The 16,933-nt window shown below is 71.5% G+C and carries 17 protein-coding genes and 1 riboswitch; of the genes, 9 read left to right on the top strand and 8 right to left on the bottom strand.

Features of this window, described 5'->3' with window-relative positions; genetic code table 11:
• Positions 1 to 45: 45 nt before the first annotated feature.
• Positions 46 to 960, bottom strand: a complete 915-nt coding sequence (gene rmuC, locus BLV96_RS15515; RefSeq protein ID WP_086677602.1) for a DNA recombination protein RmuC — start codon at positions 958 to 960, stop codon at positions 46 to 48.
• Positions 961 to 1,592: 632 nt separating this feature from the next.
• Here rmuC and BLV96_RS15510 point away from each other — a divergent pair.
• From BLV96_RS15510 to BLV96_RS15500, 3 genes are read left to right on the top strand one after another with little or no spacing between them, the layout of a single operon-like run.
• Positions 1,593 to 2,744, top strand: a complete 1,152-nt coding sequence (locus tag BLV96_RS15510) for an exonuclease SbcCD subunit D (protein WP_167379609.1) — start codon at positions 1,593 to 1,595, stop codon at positions 2,742 to 2,744.
• Positions 2,741 to 5,692, top strand: coding sequence for an AAA family ATPase (locus BLV96_RS15505; RefSeq protein ID WP_086677605.1), 2,952 nt, complete (start codon positions 2,741 to 2,743; stop codon positions 5,690 to 5,692). The genes BLV96_RS15510 and BLV96_RS15505 overlap by 4 nt, the downstream gene beginning before the upstream one ends.
• Before the next feature lie 21 nt (positions 5,693 to 5,713).
• The gene (locus tag BLV96_RS15500; protein WP_086677607.1) at positions 5,714 to 5,905 is read left to right on the top strand and encodes a DUF1737 domain-containing protein; all 192 of its coding nucleotides are present in this window, start codon (positions 5,714 to 5,716) and stop codon (positions 5,903 to 5,905) included.
• A gap of 163 nt (positions 5,906 to 6,068) precedes the next feature.
• Here the strand turns inward: BLV96_RS15500 and BLV96_RS15495 are convergent, their stop codons facing one another.
• Positions 6,069 to 7,445: a DNA-3-methyladenine glycosylase 2 family protein gene (locus BLV96_RS15495; protein ID WP_086677609.1), complete on the bottom strand. Its 1,377-nt coding sequence runs from the start codon at positions 7,443 to 7,445 to the stop codon at positions 6,069 to 6,071.
• A gap of 101 nt (positions 7,446 to 7,546) precedes the next feature.
• On the opposite strand from BLV96_RS15495, the gene ychF reads away from it, so the two are divergent.
• Entirely contained in the window at positions 7,547 to 8,629 is a 1,083-nt protein-coding gene (gene ychF / locus BLV96_RS15490) for a redox-regulated ATPase YchF (RefSeq protein ID WP_086677610.1), read from the top strand.
• Positions 8,630 to 8,675: 46 nt separating this feature from the next.
• Here the strand turns inward: ychF and BLV96_RS49185 are convergent, their stop codons facing one another.
• From BLV96_RS49185 to BLV96_RS15470, 4 genes are read right to left on the bottom strand one after another with little or no spacing between them, the layout of a single operon-like run.
• Positions 8,676 to 9,212 carry a hypothetical protein gene (locus tag BLV96_RS49185; protein WP_143050967.1) on the bottom strand — a complete coding sequence of 179 codons (537 nt, stop codon included), beginning with the start codon at positions 9,210 to 9,212 and terminating at the stop codon, positions 8,676 to 8,678.
• The gene (locus BLV96_RS15480) at positions 9,209 to 10,438 is read right to left on the bottom strand and encodes a putative T7SS-secreted protein (RefSeq protein ID WP_208608232.1); all 1,230 of its coding nucleotides are present in this window, start codon (positions 10,436 to 10,438) and stop codon (positions 9,209 to 9,211) included. Before BLV96_RS15480 ends, BLV96_RS49185 begins: the two co-directional genes overlap by 4 nt.
• Positions 10,438 to 10,779, bottom strand: coding sequence for a WXG100 family type VII secretion target (locus BLV96_RS15475; protein WP_086677614.1), 342 nt, complete (start codon positions 10,777 to 10,779; stop codon positions 10,438 to 10,440). Before BLV96_RS15475 ends, BLV96_RS15480 begins: the two co-directional genes overlap by 1 nt.
• A 29-nt stretch (positions 10,780 to 10,808) precedes the next feature.
• Positions 10,809 to 11,210, bottom strand: a complete 402-nt coding sequence (locus BLV96_RS15470) for an SseB family protein (protein WP_158104156.1) — start codon at positions 11,208 to 11,210, stop codon at positions 10,809 to 10,811.
• 130 nt (positions 11,211 to 11,340) lie between these two features.
• On the opposite strand from BLV96_RS15470, the gene BLV96_RS15465 reads away from it, so the two are divergent.
• Positions 11,341 to 11,928 (top strand): MarR family transcriptional regulator, encoded by a 588-nt coding sequence (locus tag BLV96_RS15465; protein WP_086677618.1) that lies wholly within the window; start codon positions 11,341 to 11,343, stop codon positions 11,926 to 11,928.
• Positions 11,928 to 12,395: a hypothetical protein gene (locus tag BLV96_RS15460; protein WP_086677620.1), complete on the top strand. Its 468-nt coding sequence runs from the start codon at positions 11,928 to 11,930 to the stop codon at positions 12,393 to 12,395. Before BLV96_RS15465 ends, BLV96_RS15460 begins: the two co-directional genes overlap by 1 nt.
• A 213-nt stretch (positions 12,396 to 12,608) precedes the next feature.
• On the opposite strand, the gene BLV96_RS51245 is transcribed toward BLV96_RS15460, so the two are convergent.
• Both BLV96_RS51245 and BLV96_RS15455 read right to left on the bottom strand, forming a co-directional pair.
• Positions 12,609 to 12,737: a hypothetical protein gene (locus BLV96_RS51245; RefSeq protein ID WP_257926468.1), complete on the bottom strand. Its 129-nt coding sequence runs from the start codon at positions 12,735 to 12,737 to the stop codon at positions 12,609 to 12,611.
• Between the two features lie 76 nt (positions 12,738 to 12,813).
• Entirely contained in the window at positions 12,814 to 13,098 is a 285-nt protein-coding gene (locus tag BLV96_RS15455; RefSeq protein WP_086677623.1) for a 4a-hydroxytetrahydrobiopterin dehydratase, read from the bottom strand.
• Positions 13,099 to 13,130: 32 nt separating this feature from the next.
• A riboswitch (TPP riboswitch) is annotated at positions 13,131 to 13,237 on the top strand.
• 22 nt (positions 13,238 to 13,259) lie between these two features.
• Here BLV96_RS15455 and BLV96_RS15450 point away from each other — a divergent pair.
• Genes BLV96_RS15450 through BLV96_RS15440 form a run of 3 tightly spaced genes read left to right on the top strand, consistent with a single transcriptional unit; the run spans position 13,260 to position 16,920 of the window.
• Positions 13,260 to 14,312 carry a thiamine ABC transporter substrate-binding protein gene (locus tag BLV96_RS15450; RefSeq protein ID WP_086677625.1) on the top strand — a complete coding sequence of 351 codons (1,053 nt, stop codon included), beginning with the start codon at positions 13,260 to 13,262 and terminating at the stop codon, positions 14,310 to 14,312.
• Complete coding sequence (locus BLV96_RS15445; RefSeq protein WP_244180235.1) at positions 14,288 to 15,913, top strand: ABC transporter permease; 1,626 nt, start codon at positions 14,288 to 14,290, stop codon at positions 15,911 to 15,913. Before BLV96_RS15450 ends, BLV96_RS15445 begins: the two co-directional genes overlap by 25 nt.
• Complete coding sequence (locus BLV96_RS15440; protein WP_086677626.1) at positions 15,913 to 16,920, top strand: ABC transporter ATP-binding protein; 1,008 nt, start codon at positions 15,913 to 15,915, stop codon at positions 16,918 to 16,920. Before BLV96_RS15445 ends, BLV96_RS15440 begins: the two co-directional genes overlap by 1 nt.
• The last annotated feature ends 13 nt before the right edge of the window (positions 16,921 to 16,933 follow it).

Below are 16,933 nucleotides of genomic sequence, written 5' to 3'. Positions count from 1 at the left end.
CCGTGAAGCCGGGGTTCAGTCATCGGTCCACCCCGAACCGTCCACTCAGCTGGCCGCCAGCTCGTCCCCCTTCCGCACCTGGGGGACCGCGGCCGGGCTCCCCGCCGCGTCCGTCAGCGGTGCCACCGTCGCTCGGAACGCTTCCAGTGCCTCCAGCTCCCGCCGTCGCGCCGACAGGAATCGCTGCAGGTGCGTGCTCGACAGGTTCAGCGCGTCCACCGCCCCGGCCGCCGCCCGGTGCGCGGCCGCCGCCCCGGCGCGCACCTGCTCGACGTCGGCCTCCAGCGTCCGGTCGCTGGCCGCGAACAAGGCCGCCGACGCCAGCACCCCGAACCCGGTCGGCCCGCACAGGAACACCCGCCGGTCGATGAGCCAGCGCAGCAGCTCCGGGTCGGTGTCCAGCGCCGCGACCACGGCCGCGTCGGACGGGACGAACATGATCGTCCCGTAGATCGCGTCCGCCCAGCGCTGGTAGCCCTTGCCCGCCAGCTCGGCCGCCCGGGACCGGATCTGCCGGACGTGCGCGCGCAACGCGTCGACCCGCTCCGCCGGGTCGTCGGTCTCGACCGCCTCCGCCCAGATCGCCATGCTCGCCTTGGCGTCCACCGGCACCGTGCGGTCGCCGCCCACCCGCAGCACCATGTCCGGTTTCGCCGAGCCGCCGCCGCCCACGTCCGTCTGCAGCGTGAAGTGCAGGTTCTCGCGCAGCCCCAGCGCCCGCGCGGTCTCCACCAGCACCTGCTCGCCCAGCTCACCGCGCCCGCTGATCGAGGCGAACGCGACCTCGTACCGCCGCAACGCCAGCTGCTGCTGGTCCGACTTCGCCCGCTCGGCCGCCACCTGCCGGGCCGCCGCGTCCGCCCGGCGCATCCCGTCGTTGTACAGCCGCCACAGCACCGCGACGGCGAACAGCAGCAGGACCGCCAGCACGATCGCCGCCGTGGTCAGCACTGTCGCCACTTCCGCCTCCTCCCTCCGGGCCGCCTGGTTCCCGACCGTGCGGACATCATGGCGGACGGCACCGACAAAAACCGCAGCCGAACCGTCGCTCTGGGTAGCTGACCTGGGAACAAATGGAATTTCGCGGGGCGTGTCCGGTCCCGGCCCGCCGCTGCGAACCCTTCGCAGCCGACCGCTTCGACTTCCGCAGCGTCGGCACCTGCGGCCGCCTCCTCGTGTCCGCAACACCCGGCTGGCACAACGACGCCGGCCTGCCCGAGCACGCGGCCTTCGACACCCTGGAGACGCTGACCTGGGTCGCCGCGGTCAACGAGCACCTCCGCGCTGGTCCCGCTGCCCGTGCTGCTCGCGCGGCGGCCGGCGCCCCTCGACCGGCTCTCCGGCGGCCGCCGGGGCCGCGGTTTCGAGGGGTACCTCGAAGTCCCGCGCGCCTGCTGGGCGCCGGACCCCAGCGAGCACGCTGGCCCGCGCTACCCGGTCGCTCATCGGGCCCAAGCCCGAGGTCGCGCCCCAAGCGGCTTTCGAGGCCCTCGCCTTCGAATCGGGTACCTGCTAGTGTTCGTACACACGTTCGAGTGAGTTCGCGGCGAGTCGCCGCGATTTCGTCGGGGCCGGGTCGTACCTTGGCCCTCGTGAGATTCCTGCACACCTCCGACTGGCACGTCGGCCGTACCTTCCACGGCGCCGATCTGCTCGCGGAACAAGAAGCGGTGCTGGGGCACCTCGCCGACCTCGTGGCCGGTGAGGCGATCGACGCCGTCCTGGTGGCAGGCGACGTCTACGACCGCGCGGTGCCGTCGGCCGAGGCCGTCCGGGTGGCCACCGCAGCGGTCGCGCGGATCCGCGCCGCGGGCGCGCAATTGATCGTCACACCCGGGAACCACGACTCCGCTCCGCGGCTCGGCGCCTTCGCGGAGTTCGCCGCGGCGGGCGGCCTGCACCTGCGCACCACCGTCGGCGGCCTGGCCGAGCCGGTGCTCCTGGACGACGCCGACGGCCCGGTCGCCGTCTACGGAATCCCTTACCTGGAACCGGAACCGGCGCGCCACGCGCTGGGCGTGCCGGACGCGCGCGGCCACACCGGCGTGCTCACCGAGGCCATGCGGCGGATCCGCGCGGATCTCGGGACCCGGCCCGGGGTCAGGTCGGTCGTGCTCGCGCACGCGTTCGTCACCGGCGGCGAGCCGACCGATTCCGAGCGCACGATCGCGGTCGGCGGCGTCGAGCAGGTGCCCGGCTCGGTCTTCGACGGCGTCGGCTACGTGGCGCTCGGCCACCTCCACGGCCCGCAGACGCTCGCCGAGCACCTGCGGTACTCCGGCAGCCCGCTGGCGTACTCGTTTTCCGAAGCGCGGCAACGCAAATCGGTCTGGCTGGTCGACTTCGACGCACGCGGGCTCGCCGACGTCCGCCGGCACGAGCTGCCGGTGCCGAGAGCGCTCGCCACCCTGCGCGGCGAGATCGAAGACCTGCTGGTGGCGCCGGAACACGACCGGTTCCTCGAGCACTTCCTGTCGGTCACGGTCACCGACCGGGTGCGCCCGGTGGACGCGATGCGCCGGCTGCGCGAGCGGTTCCCGTTCGCGGTGCACCTGGAGTGGGAACCCGAAGGCGGGCACAGCGGCGCTCCGCTGCGGTACTCCGACGCCGTCCGCGGCCGGTCGGACATCGAGGTCTCGCGCAGCTTCCTCGACGACTGCCGCGGTGCTCCGCCCACCGAAAGCGAAGAGCAGCTCCTGTTCCGGGCCCTGGAAGCGGCCGACCGGGGGGCGCTCGCGAAATGAGGCTGCACAGGCTGGAGGTCGAAGCCTTCGGGCCGTACTGCGCACGCGAAGTGATCGACTTCGACGTGCTCGGCGCCGACGGCCTCTTCCTCCTGCACGGCGAAACCGGTGCGGGCAAGACCACGTTGCTCGACGCGATCGCGTTCGCCCTGTTCGGCGTGGTTCCCGGGGCTCGCAACGAGGCCAAGCGGCTGCGCTGCGACCTGGCCGAGCCCGAACAGGTCACCGAGGTCGCGCTGGAGCTCACCGTCCAGGGCCACCGGCTGAAGATCCTGCGCAACCCGGAGTACCAGCGGCCGAAGCGGCGCGGCGAGGGCACCACCACGCAGCAGGCCAAGGTGTCGCTGAGCTGGGTCGGCACCGCGCCCGCCGGGCTGGCGCCGGAGGGCCTGATCCGGATCGAGGAGGTCGCGCGCACCGTCGAGCGGCTGCTCGGGATGACGGCGGCGCAGTTCTTCCAGGTCGTGCTGCTGCCGCAGGGCGAGTTCGCGCGGTTCCTGCGGTCCGACACCGCCGAGCGCGAGAAGCTCCTGGAAAGGCTGTTCGGCACCGAACGCTTCGCCGACGTCGAACGCTGGTTCGCGGACCTGCGGGCCGAGCGCGGCCGGGAACTCGAGCAACGCCAAGGAAAAGTGCGCGAGCTGCTGGCCCGGTACGCGCAGGAAGCCCAGCAGGAGCCGCCCGAGGCCGAGGTGGCGGAGTGGGTCGACGTCGTGCTGGCGGCGTCCGCCGAACGCGTCGGGCAGGTCACCGCCGAAGAGGAACGAACGCGGTCGGCCACGCGGCGAGCCGACGTCTACCTGCAAGAAGAGCGTGCGGGCGCGGAAAAGATCCGCCGGGTCCGCACGGCGCACCTGCGGCTCGTCGAAATCACCGAGCAGGCACCGCAACGCGCCGAGTGGGCCCAGGAGGTCGCGGCCGCGCGGCGGGCGGCCGGGGTCGCCGTCGAGGCCGACCTGCTGGACCGGCGCGCCGCGGAGCTGACGGAAGCCGAGCAGGCGGAGAAGGAACGCGGCGCCCGGCTGCGGGAGTTCGGCACGCGGGCGACCGGCGACCTCAAGGCGCGGGCGGCCACCGCGCGGGAAGAGGCCGGCGCGGTCGCGGAACTCGTCGCAGAGGCCGAGCAGCAGCAGCTCGACGTCATGCGGCGGGACGACCGGAAGCTGGCCGCCGTCACGGCTCAGCAACAGGTCGAAGCGCTGACCACCGAGCTGGCCGCCATCCCGGGACAGCTGGCCAAGCTGCGTGCGGACGCCCTCGCGGCAGCCGAAGCCGAGGCGAAGCTCGACGGCGCGCGCGCCAAAGTGGACGAGCTGCGGGCGTTCGCGCGCGACGCGGCCGAACTCCCCGAAGCCCAGGCGAAAGTCGGGCGGGGCGAAGCGAAACTGCGCGAGGTCGTCGACGCGCACCAGGCGGCCCGGCAGCGGCGGCTGGACTTGCGCGAGCGGCGGCTCGACGGAATGGCGGCCGAGCTGGCCGCCGCGTTGCCGGACGGCGCGCCCTGCCCGGTCTGCGGGTCGGCCGAGCACCCGGCGCCGGCGAACCGGGACGCCGAACTGGTCGACCCGGCCGAGGAACGTGCGGCCGAGGAAGCCGAGCAGGCGGCGGACGCGGTGCGGCAGCGGGTGGTCGTCGCGCTGGAGGAGGCGAGGGCGCGGCTGGCCGGTCTGGCCGAACGGCTGGCCGGGCGCACAGCCGAGTCGATCACCGTGGAGCTGGCGGAAGCCCGGTCCGTGGTCGCCGGTCTGACCGAGCGGGCGGCCGGGAAGGCGAAGCTCGGCGAGCAGGTCGTGCTCCTCGAACGCGATCTCGAGCTGCGGACCGAACGTCGCCGGCAAGCCGAGCAGGCGGCGACCGAGGCCACGACCGATGTCCGGGCCCTGGAGGAACGGCTGGCCGAGCGTGAACGCCGGCTCGTCGCCGGGCGCGGCGAGTTCGCGGACGTCACGGCCCGGCGGGAACACCTGGTCGGGCTGGCCGAGGCGCTCGAAGGAGTCGCCGAGGCCCGGACGGCCGTCGCGGGCGCCCGGGAGCGCGTCGCCCAGCAACGCGTGCTGGTCGAGGCCGCGGTCAAGGCGAAAGGGTTCACGTCGCTGAAGAAGGCGCGCGCCGCGATGCTGCCGGATGAGCAGATCGAGAAGCTGGAGCAGGGCATCGCGGACGCCGAAGCGGCCGCGGCGGGGGCGCGGGCGCTGTTGTCCGAGCCGGACCTCTTCGGGATCTCGCCGGACGACGTGGCGGACGTCGGCCGCGCGGCCGACGCGGCCCAGCTGGCGCGGGCGCGCGCCGACTCCGCGTACGCGGCGCTGCGGGTGGCGACCGCCCAGCACGACGAGTTGACGCGGCTGGCCGTCCTGCTGCGCGAAGCGCTCGCCGGCCTGGCGCCGGCCGAAGCGGCGTACGCGGAGCTACGCGCGCTCGCGGACGTCGTCAACGGGCGCGGGCAGAACAGCCGGAAGATGTCGTTGCGCTCGTACGTGCTGGCGGCGCGGCTCGAAGAGGTGGCGGTCGCCGCCACCCACCGGCTGCGCACGATGAGCCAGGGGCGGTACGCGTTCGTGCACTCGGACGCGGCCGGGGCGCGCGGCACCCGAGGCGGGCTCGGCATCGACGTGCTGGACGACTACTCGGGCACGATCCGCCCGGCGAAGACGCTGTCCGGCGGGGAGTCGTTCCTGGCGTCGCTGGCCCTGGCGCTGGGGCTGGCCGACGTCGTGGCGGGCGAGACGGGCGGCGCGTTGCTGGACACGCTGTTCGTCGACGAGGGGTTCGGCACGCTGGACGCCGAAACCCTCGACGTGGTGATGAACATCCTCGACGAGCTCCGCGCGGGCGGCCGGGTGGTCGGCCTGGTGTCCCACGTGGAGGAGCTGCGCCAGCGCATCCCGACGCGGCTGCGGGTCCGCAAGTCCCGCACGGGCTCGACAGTGGAGGTGCGCGCCGGTTGACGACTCGGACAAGATGAAGCCATGACCGACGTGCCCCCGAACGGCCTGCCCCGCTACCGCCTCCTCACCGGCCCGGACGACGCGAAGTTCTGCCACCGGGTCAGCGAGGCACTGGAACTGGGCTACCGCCTGCACGGCTCCCCGGCAGCGACGTTCGACGGCAACCAGGTGATCGTGGCGCAAGCGCTGCTTTGGCAAGGCGAGCAGGGCTGACGCCGAGCGCGGATCCGGCCGGTCGAGCCCGGCCGAGCAGGTCAGGCGGGCCAGGCGGCCAGGGTCGGGCGGGCCCGGCTCGGGTGGCGCCGGCGGCCGGGCGGGCCATGCGGCGACCGCACCCTCCGTTCTGCAGGGCGCGTATCCCAGCCGGGGTGCGAACTCAGCTTGCCGCCCGGCGGAGGTGCATCCCGGCGTACGAACACCACGGCGTCCACATCCGCGCCCGGTCCGCCAGCGAGTCCGCCGGAATGCCCAGCGCCTCCGCTCCTCGCCGGATCACGGGGTCGTCGGTGAGCAGGATGTCCGGCGCCCCGAGGACCCGCATGACCACGTAGTCCGCCGTCCCCGCGTCGATGCCCGGGCAGTCCAGCAACTCCGCCCGCAGCTCGGCCGCGTCCCGGCCGACGTGCACGTCCAGCCGTCCTTCGGCCAGCGCCTCGGCCACCGGGTGACCCGTCGCCGCGACCTGCGCCGCGGTCGGGAACAGCCGCGTCACACCCCACTCGCCCGGGACCTCTTCTCCGGGCGGCACCGAAACAAGCGCCCGGAGCAGCAGCTCCTCGCCGTCGACGGTGCCCGGGACCCGGATCCCCGGCACGGCCGCCACCGCCGGGGCCAGCGCCGGGTCGGCGCCGAGGACCCGGGTGACCGCCGCCGGGTCGGCGTCGAGGTCGAGCAGCCGGCGCACGCGGCTGACCGCGCTGCCCAGGTCGCGCAGGTCGGTGAGCACCAGCTCGCAGCGCACGTGGTCGGACGAGGGCGTCAGCCGGACGACGCCGGTGCCGTGCGCGAGCCGCAGCGTTCGCGCGTAGGACGTCGAAGTCACCTCTTCGACGCCCGGCAGCGCGTGAGCTGCGAAGAAGCGAAGCAAGCCGAGAGCGTCGAAGGGCGGCCGGAACGGCAACCGGAGGCTGAGCCGGGTTCCGCTCACGTCGTGCCGACGCCGGGACGCGGCGAAGGCGCGAAGCTGCGACGGCGTCGTCGCGAACACCTCGCGGATCGTCTCGTTGAACTGCCGCACGCTGGCGAAGCCCGCCGCGAAGGCGACGTCCGTCAGCGGCAGCTCCGACATCTCGATCAGCAGCCGGGCCGAGTGCGCGCGGTGCGCCCGGGCCAGCGCGAGCGGGCCCGCGCCCAGCTCGGCGGTGAGCACGCGGCCGAGCTGGCGTTCCGAGTAGCCGAGCCGCCGCGCCAGGCCGGGGACGCCTTCGCGCTCCACGGTCCCGTCGGAGATCAGGCGCATCGCCCGCGCGGCGAGGTCGGCGCGCACGTTCCAGTCCGGCGAGCCGGGCACCGCGTCGGGCAGGCAACGGCGGCAGGCGCGGAAGCCGTTGGCCTGCGCGGCCGCCGACGTCGGGAAGAAGCGGACGTTGCGCTCCTTCGGCGTCGACGCCGGGCAGGACGGCCGGCAGTAGATGCCGGTGGTGCGGACCGCCATGATGAACTGGCCGTCGAAGCGGGAGTCGCGGGCGGTGACCACGCGGTAGCAGCGCTCGGCGTTGCGCCAGAGCGCCGGTGCCTCCGTCGATGTGACCATGATCCGAGCATGCCAGCAGGTCAGCGCGGTCGCTGGCGGAAATCCGACGCGGCGTTGGGCGCGTGGGCCCCGGCCGGGCGGCACCCGTAGACTGCGGGATCGTGAGTCTGACCCTCGGTATCGTCGGCCTGCCCAACGTCGGCAAGTCCACCCTGTTCAACGCGCTGACCCGCAACGACGTGCTCGCCGCGAACTACCCGTTCGCGACGATCGAGCCGAACGTCGGCGTCGTGCCGCTGCCGGACCCCCGGCTGGACAAGCTGGCCGAGCTGTACAAGTCGGAGAAGACCGTCCCCGCCGTCGTGTCCTTTGTGGACATCGCGGGCATCGTCAAGGGCGCGTCCGAGGGCGCCGGGCTGGGCAACAAGTTCCTCGCGAACATCCGTGAGGCCAACGCGATCTGCCAGGTCATCCGCGTCTTCGACGACCCCGACGTGGTGCACGTCGACGGCCGGATCGACCCGTCGAGCGACATCGAGACGATCAACACCGAGCTGATCCTCGCCGACCTGCAGACCGTGGACAAGGCGCTGCCGCGGCTGGAGAAGGAAGCGCGGACGAAGAAGGAGAACAAGCCCGCGCTCGACAACGCGCAGAAGGCGAAGGAGATCCTCGACGCCGGGCGCACGCTCTTCCAGGCGCAGAAGGAGGTCGACTTCGAGGCGCTGCGCGAGCTGAGCCTGCTGACCACGAAGCCGTTCCTCTACGTCTTCAACGCCGACGAGTCGGTGCTCACCGACGACGCCCGCCGCGAGGAGCTGACGAAGCTGGTCGCGCCGGCGGACGCGGTGTTCCTCGACGCGAAGGTCGAAGCGGAGCTGCTGGAACTGGACGACGAGGAGTCGGTCCGCGAGCTGCTCGAGTCCGTCGGCCAGCCGGAGCCGGGGCTCTATTCGCTGGCCCGCGCGGGCTTCCACACGCTGGGCCTGCAGACGTACCTGACGGCGGGCCCGAAGGAGTCCCGCGCCTGGACGATCCCCCAGGGCGCGACGGCCCCCCAGGCGGCGGGCGTGATCCACACGGACTTCGAGCGCGGCTTCATCAAGGCGGAGATCGTCTCCTACGACGACCTGATGGAGGCGGGCACGATGGCGGCGGCCCGAGCGGCGGGCAAGGTCCGCATGGAGGGCAAGGACTACACCATGGCCGACGGCGACGTGGTGGAGTTCCGCTTCAACGTGTAGTCGCCGGACTGCTCTCACGGTTCGGGATCGCCGGCAATGCTTGGACTCACCAGGTGTTGACGAGCGTCCTGGTCGCGGCGTCGGCATCCTGACCCGAGAGTTGCGCGACCATCGCGGTCTTCAGTGCGGCTGCTGCTTGCCCGAAGATCATTTCCGAGGAATTGACCAGGTCGAAGCCCGCGCGGTCGATCGTGAGCGTTCCTGCTGGGACACCAGGCCCTTCGCCGAGTGCGTCGGCCACCGCCCGGGCGAACTCGCTGGGCAGGCCGACAGTGAACGGTTCCTTCCACAACTCGCTCGGGCAGGTCGGCTCGTCGTCGGCGTCGAACAGCCCGAAGGTCGCCACTGCGACAGTGAATTGCGTCTGGTTGCCTTGGCCAGGGACGAACTGCCCGCCGACAAGAGCGCGTGGAGCGAGACCACCGAACCGTCGCAGGACTTCGACGTGCATCCGGACAGGGTTCGCCACGGTGCCGACGGCCGGTCGGGACGACCGCAGCCATTCTGCGGCTTGGTATGCCGCGGGGTGATCGCCTTCGCCAATCGCGACAAGGCCGTGACGTTCCACTTCGACGATCGTCATCGCGGTCCCAACCCGTTCATCTTCCGCCACCACGGACCGAACAGGGGTTCCTGGTCGATCACGTCAGGATCATAATTCTTGCCGGGAGGATGGGTTTGCAGAGCCTCGGCATGCGCCTCCTCGTAGCCCATCCCGCCATCCATCAGCTTCGCCTCGAGTGATTCGTGACGCATGAAGTTGGTCTGCGCCTCCGACAGCGGCTTTCCTTCGGCCAGGGCCTTCCCGATCCGGTCCAGCATCACGTCGTTCGGTCCGAAATGGTCAAGGCCGGGTCGGGAAAGGTGGTCCTTGACCTTGGACACGTCGGTAGGCGCGAAGCTGGTGGGTACATCCGGAGTGCCGCTCTCTCCCGGGAGACCGCGCTCCGAATCGGGCTCGTGCCCACGTGCGCGCTCCTTGAGCAGCTTTCCCGCTCCGAACGCGGTGAACCCAAGCAGCATGTTGCCGGTGATCTTGCCCAACGCACGGTCGCCGTGGCCATTGGCCCAGTCGTCCCAGGCGACCATCTCTTTGAACGTGTCGACCGGATGCGCGATGTTGTGCGCCATCGATGCGACGACTTCAGCCGGATCCGCGAGGATCTGGTAGAGGCCTTCACCTGCCCCCTTGATGCTGTCCCAGATGCCCCCGAAGAAGTTCGCGTCGGCCTGCTTTCGGGAGTCCTGCGGCGCAACTGCTCCCTCATAGCGGAGTGCGTCAGCCGTCAGGTTGCCTACGCTCGCCAACTGCTGCCGAGCGCGGTTCAGAATGTCCTGCGCGGCTTGGCGCTGGGCCTCGCCGGGGTCGGTGAACGGCGGGGCCCGCACCACGGTCGGGTCACCGTGTTGTGCGTTCGCCCTGGTCTTCGCGTCGGCATCGGCAACAGCGCGATCATGGTCGGTCTTCGCTTGCTGGGTGGCGTTGTCGCCCTGCTGCCACTGGGCGATGGCTTCGGTCGCCTGCCCCTGCGCCCAGGAGAGACAGTTCGCGAAGTCCGTCAGCGCGAGAGCGGCGTTGTCCAACGAGTCGCCGGCCCGACCCCAACGAGGCACCTCGGTCTGGTGGTCCTCGTGAAACCTGTCCGCCGCTGGTCCCTGCCAGGCGCCGGTGTCGATCCGCCGGAGCGCGTCCCCGACCGCGTGGGCCGTCTTGGCTCGTTCGCTCAATACTCGGGCGTTCTCGAACACGGCTGCCGGATCACCGGGGATCAAGGCCTTCGGATCGGCCGTCTGGCCGAGCTCCGCCATCAGACAGCGCCCATCGTCGGCTCGTCGGGCGAGACTGCGTCCCACCCGGGATCGGACTTCAGAGCCGCTGTGTTGGTGTGCTCGATCGCCCGGTAGGCGGATGCTGCCTTGCCGAGCAGGTCCCCGAGGTCACTGGCGCGATCAGATAGCGCGTCGAGCCCGACACTCCATCTGCCACATAACTCCGCGAAAGCGTCGTGAACGTCGTTGTGGCCATACAAGCTTGATTCACCGCACAGCCCGCGAAGCTCGAAGCTGTCCTGGTCGTGCACGACGGCGCTCATGTTCTTCGATGCGTTCTCCAGCACGTCGATGTCGACGTGAAAGCCTGGACCATCCATCTCTCTCCCCCTGTGCTCGCGTCATGCAACTAGTCGGCCGTGCGTCCCCGTTCTCCCGCATGCGCCCATGCCCGCGCGATCAGTTCCGGCGGCGCCATCCGAGACAGGACCGGAAATCGATGGGCATCGTCTGGGTCAACCATCAGACCCACGCCGGGCGGGACCAGTTCCAGCAGATCTGAACCCGTTGTAGTGAAGTAGCCGCACTCGCCGACGTGTGCAGCCAGCCGCTCGAGTGTCGTGAAGACGGCCATCCATTTGCCGCGTTCGCCGAGGTCGGTCACCAGCAGCGCCGGCTGCTCCGGCCGTTGCACGTAGACCAAAGCGCTCACGAACGCGTCGACGAAGTCATTCGGACCTCGGCTGCCACTCCAAACCTGCCGCGCAACGTTCGCCAGCTGAGCTTCAGCTGCCGCTTGGTCACGCTTCACGCTCGGCACAATACTTGCCGTAACCGTCCTGTTCAACGAGCTCTTGTGGGTCTGCGTCCTCGGTCTGGCATAGCAGCAACTGTCAACTACTGGTTGTTACTTTCATTGAACGCACGATATGCTGCGTCCAATGAAAGCTTCGCCGAGCCTCCTGCCCCTGCTGCGATCGCGCACGCAGGGCGAGCTGCTCGCGCTGGTGCTGCTGCACCCCGAGCGCGAGTTCAGCATCACCGAGCTCGCCGAAGCCTGCGGTGTCACGCCCACAGCCGTACTGCGCGAAGTCGAACGGCTCGTCGGCGGCGGCATCCTGGCAGACCGGCGGGTGGGCCGGAGCCGGCTCGTCAAAGCCCGCACTGACACCCCGCTCTACCGCCCGCTGAGTGACGTCATCGCGGTCACGTTCGGCCCGATGTCCCTGCTCGCCGAGGCCCTGTCCGGGCTGGCAGGCATAACCGAGGCCTACATCTACGGCTCTTGGGCCGCGCGCTACAGCGGTGAGCCGGGGCCGCCTCCCGGTGACGTCGATGTCCTCGTTGTCGGGGCGCCCGATCCGGACGAGCTCTTCGACCTGGCCGAGAGCGTGTCGCGACGGCTGGGGCGCGAGGTCAACGTCCACCGCGTCTCGCCCGAGTCGTGGGCGGCGGACACGGCGGATCCGTTCCTCACCAGCGTTCGCGAACGTCCGCTGGCCCGGCTGAACCTCGACCAGGAGTCCTGATGCCGCAGTGGAACCAGGGGCGCGAACGGATCGACGCCTTCATCGCGCGCGGTGCCATCGAGCACGTCCCGGCGTCGCGGGAGGCGGCCGAAGCCGAGCTGGCCCGCGCCCGTACCCACCTTGCTTCGGCGCGGCAGCTGCAGGACACCGACCCGGAAGGTGCCTACACGCTGGCCTACGACAGCGCGCGCCGGGCGTTGGCGGCCGTCCTGCAGAACCAGGGTCTGCGGGTGACGAGCCGGGGCGGTCACGTGACCGTCTACGAGGCGGTCCTCGGCCAGCTGGATCCGCCGCTGGGGCCGGTTTTGCGGCCCTTCAACCGGATGCGGGCAAGGCGCAACGAGATCGCCTACCGGTCTTCGGAGGCTCCGTCGATGACCGCCGAGGACGTGGCGGCCGACGTGCCGAAGGTGCTGGCGCTCATCGAGGTGGCCGAGAAGGCCATCCCGAACATGCCGCGCTACTGAGCGGCGGGGGAGCCGGCCCGGCCCGGGAGCCAGGCCGGCGGCCGGCTCAGCCGAGCAGGCCCATCAGGGCGATCGCGATCAGCACCACCGCGGGGGCGAGGGCGTTGATCCAGGCGCGCTGGGCGGGGGTGAGGACGGCGGTGCTGTTCATGGCTCTTCCTAAGGCCGAAACCGATGCTTCCGCCCTGCTCAGCGCGCTGATCATGCCCTTCGTTAGCGGCTGTGATCGAACTCACCGGCATCCGGGTGACGGCGTCCCCGGACGGTGAACCAGAGCACCCCGCCGGCCGCCGCCACCATCGTCGCGAATGCCGCCGTGCCGACCACGATCGCCTGCGTCATAACCCGTCTCTCCTAGCAAAAGTCGTTTACCGAGAGACGTCGAAAGCAGGAAAAAGTGCACTCAGCGTAACCGGGATCACAGGTCGGAAAGCACCGAGTCGATCTGGGCCGCCAGCGAGAAGTCCTTCTCCGTGAGGCCACCCGCCGAGTGCGTCGAGAGCCGGAACGTCAGCGTGCGCCAGCGGATGTCGATGTCCGGGTGGTGGTCGGCCGCTTCGGCCAGCACCGCGACGCGGTCCACCACCTCGATCGCCTGCGGGAAGCTCGCCAGTTCCGCCTCGCGCGCGATCACCGAGCCGGATCGCGTCCAGCCGGAGCCCAGTCGCTCGTCGGCCTCGGAGTCGCTCAAGATTTCCGTCATGTCTCCATGGTCGTACGTCCTGCACTACGCTGCACGGTTGCCACGGGAGTCCGGTCAGCCGGGCTGAGAGGCGGGTCACCCGCGACCGTTCGCACCTGACCGGATCATGCCGGCGAAGGGAGGGCTTTCCCTCCTCGTCCGGAGAAGTTGCAGGAGGGTAGATGAAACGCAGGGCTGTTCGCGCCGCGACGGCAGTCGCCGCCGTCAGCGTCGTCGCCGCGGGGTGCTCGCTGTCCGACGGCGACGGTGGCACGCAGCAGACGCCCACCGTCACCCTCGTGACGCACGACTCCTTCCTGGCGCCGCAGGAGGTACTCGACGCCTTCCAGAAGCAGTCGGGCATCAAGGTCTCCGTGCTCAAGCAGGGCGACGCCGGTTCGCTGACCAACAAGCTCGTGCTGACCAAGGCCAACCCGATCGGCGACGTCGCGTACGGCGTCGACTCGACCTTCGCCTCCCGCGCGCTCAAAGAAGGCGTTTTCGAGCCCTACACCAGCCCGGAGGCCGACCGCGGGCCGCAGCGCTACGCCGTCGACCCGGAGCACCGGCTGTCCGCGGTCGACGTCGGCGACGTCTGCGTCAACGTCGACACGAACTACTTCACGAGCAAGGGCATCCCGGCGCCGGAGTCCTACGACGACCTCGCCGACCCGAAGTACAAGGACCTGCTGGTCGCCGAGGACCCGGCGACGGCGTCGCCCGGGCTGGCGTTCCTGCTCGGCACCGTCGCGAAGTACGGCGAAGCCGGTTGGAAGGACTACTGGACGAAGCTGAAGGCCAACGGGCTCAAGGTCGTCAGCGGCTGGGAAGAGGCCTACACCAAGGACTTCTCCGGCTCGTCCGGCAAGGGACCGCGCCCGATCGTCGTCTCGTACGCCTCTTCGCCCGCCGCCGAGGTGGGTGACGACGGCAAGCCGCGCACCAAGGCGCTGCTCGACACCTGCTACCGGCAGGTCGAGTACGCCGGCGTGCTGGCGAACGGCAAGCAGACCGAAAGCGCGCGCAAGGTCGTGGACTTCCTGCTGTCGCAGCAGTTCCAGGCGACCGTCGCGGCGAACATGTTCGTCTACCCGGCGCGCCAGGGCGTCGACCTGCCGGCGGGCTGGGCGCAGGTCGCGCCCCTTCCGCAGAAGCCGCAGCAGCTGACGGCGGACCAGGTGCAGGCCGGACGCGAGAAGTGGATCGGCGAATGGCGCACGCTCGTGCAGTCGTAGCCCCACCCAGGACAGCCCGAGGGCTCGGTCTGGCACTGCTCGGCCTCGCTCCGATCGGCTTCCTGGTGGTGTTCTTCGCCTGGCCGGTGCTGGCGATCGTCGGCCGCGGGTTCGCCGCGGGCGGGCTCGACGTCGTCCTCGGCGACGCGCGGACCTGGCAGCTGGCCGGGTTCACGGTCGCGAGCGCGGCCGCGTCGACGGTCGTCGCGGTGGTGGCCGGGCTGCCGGTGGCGTTCCTGCTCGCGCGGGTGCGGCTGCCCGGCGCCGGTCTCGCGCGCACGCTCGTGCTCGTGCCGTTCGTGCTGCCGACCGTCGTCGTCGGCCTGGCGTTCCGGGCCCTCTGGCCGGACGGCGGCGTGCTGCCCATCGTGCTGGCCAACGCGTTCTTCAACGTCGCCGTCGTCGCGCGGACCGTCGCCGGGCTGTGGGCGCGGCTGGATTCGCGGATGACCGACGCCGCCCGCGCGCTGGGCGCGTCGCCGTGGCGGGCGTTCCGCTCGGTGACGCTGCCCGCGCTGGCGCCCGCGATCGCGTCCGCCGCGGCCGTGGTGTTCCTGTTCTGCGCCACCAGCTTCGGCGTCGTGCTGATCCTCGGCGGCGCGCGGTACCGGACCCTGGAAACCGAGATCTACCTGCGGACGGTCGACCTCCTGGACCTTTCCGGCGCGGCCGCTCTATCACTGATCCAGTTCGCCGCCGTCGTCGCCGCGCTGGTGCTCGGCGGGCTGGCACGGCGGCGCAAGGACGGCGCGCGGGCCGGCTCCGGCCGGCCACGGCGGCCGCGGGGCGGCGAGTGGTGGGTCGTCGGCGCCGCGGGCGTGGTCCTGGCGCTGCTCGTGACGCCGATCGCCGCACTGCTCGCCGAGTCGGTCTCCACTCCGGAAGGCTGGAGCTTCGCCGGTTATCGAGCGTTAACCTCCACCGGCGAGAAGGGCGCGCTGCAGGTGTCGGGCTGGGACGCCGCGGTGAACTCCCTGAAGGTGGCCATCGACGCGACGCTGCTCGCGATGGTCGTCGGCGTGCTCGCGTCCGTCGTGCTGGTGGCGCTGCGCCGGTCGCCCGCGAAAGCCGCGCGCGGGCTCGGCGAGACCATGGACGCCGTCCTGATGCTGCCGCTCGGGGTGTCCGCGGTGACCGTCGGGTTCGGTTACCTGGTGACGCTCGACGCGCTGCCCGGCGACCTCCGGACGTCGCCTTACCTTGTACCACTGGCCCAGGCGCTGGTGATCATCCCGCTGATCGTGCGGATGGTGCTGCCGGTGCTGCGCTCGGTCGATGTCCGATTGCGGCAGGCCGCGTCGACGCTCGGCGCGAGCCCGCTGCGGGTCTGGCGGGAGATCGACCTGCCGCTGACGCTGCGGCCGCTGGTCGCGGCGGCCGGCTTCGGGTTCGTCGTCGCGCTCGGCGAATTCGGCGCGACGAGCTTCCTCGCCCGGCCGGCCGCGCCGACGCTGCCGGTCGCGATCGCGTCCCTGATGGGACGTCCGGGGGAGCTGAACAACCAGATGGCGTACGCCGCGTGCGCGTTGCTGATGCTCGTGACGGTGCTGGCGGTCATGCTGATCGACCGGCTCGGGCGCGGCCGGGTGGGAGAGTTCTGATGGCGCTGTCGGTGCGGGATCTGACCGTCCACTACGGATCGTTCGCGGCGGTCCGCGACGTCCGGCTGGACATCGCCGACGGCGAGGTGCTGGCGCTGCTCGGCCCGTCGGGCTCGGGCAAGTCGACGCTGCTGCGCGCGATCACCGGGCTGGAACCGTCGGCGCGCGGCGCGGTGAGCTGGGACGGCGACGACCTCGGCGCGGTGCCGGTGCACCGGCGCGGCTTCGGGCTGGTGTTCCAGGACGGCCAGCTGTTCGGCCACCGCGACGTCGCGGCGAACATCGCGTTCGGCCTGCGGATGCACGGCGTACCCCGCGCGCAGTGGGCACCGCGCGTCGCCGAGCTGCTGGATTTGGTCGGCTTGACGGGTTTCGAGAAGCGGCGCGTGACGGAGCTGTCCGGCGGGCAGGCCCAGCGGGTCGCGCTGGCCCGGGCGTTGGCACCGAAGCCGCGGTTGCTGCTGCTGGACGAGCCGCTGTCCGGTTTGGACGCGGGGTTGCGCGAGCAGCTGGCCATCGACCTGGCGGATCTGTTGCGCCGCAGCAAGATCACGGCGTTGCTGGTGACGCACGACCAGGAGGAGGCGTTCACGCTGGCCGACCGGGTGGCGGTGCTGGACGCGGGCGAAGTGCGCCAGGAGGGCGCGGTCCGGCGGGTGTGGCGCAACCCGGCGGACGACGACGTGGCCCGCTTCCTGGGGGTGACGACGTTCGTCGAGGGCGTCGTCGCCGGCGGACACGCGCACACGCCCCTCGGCGACGTCGCTCTCCCGGACGTGGCCGACGGCCCGGTCCGGCTGGGACTGCGCCCGCACGCCCTGCGCGTGGCGGCGTCCGGCGTGGCCGGGGAAGTGGTCGCGGCGGTCCATCGCCGCGAGCACGTGCGCCTGGTGGTGCGCCTGGCGGAGTCCACTGTGGACGCGGTCGCCCCGGCGGTGTCGGACCTGCGGGCCGGGGACGCGGTGAAGCTGGAGTTCGACCCGGACGGCGTCGCGCTGATCGGCTGACGCCGTCCGGAAA

This window comes from Amycolatopsis pretoriensis (assembly GCF_900107925.1).
GTDB classification, from domain to species: Bacteria; Actinomycetota; Actinomycetes; order Mycobacteriales; family Pseudonocardiaceae; genus Amycolatopsis; species Amycolatopsis pretoriensis.
Note: the sequence above shows the minus strand (reverse complement) of the source record. Positions and strands in the feature narration are given on the sequence as shown.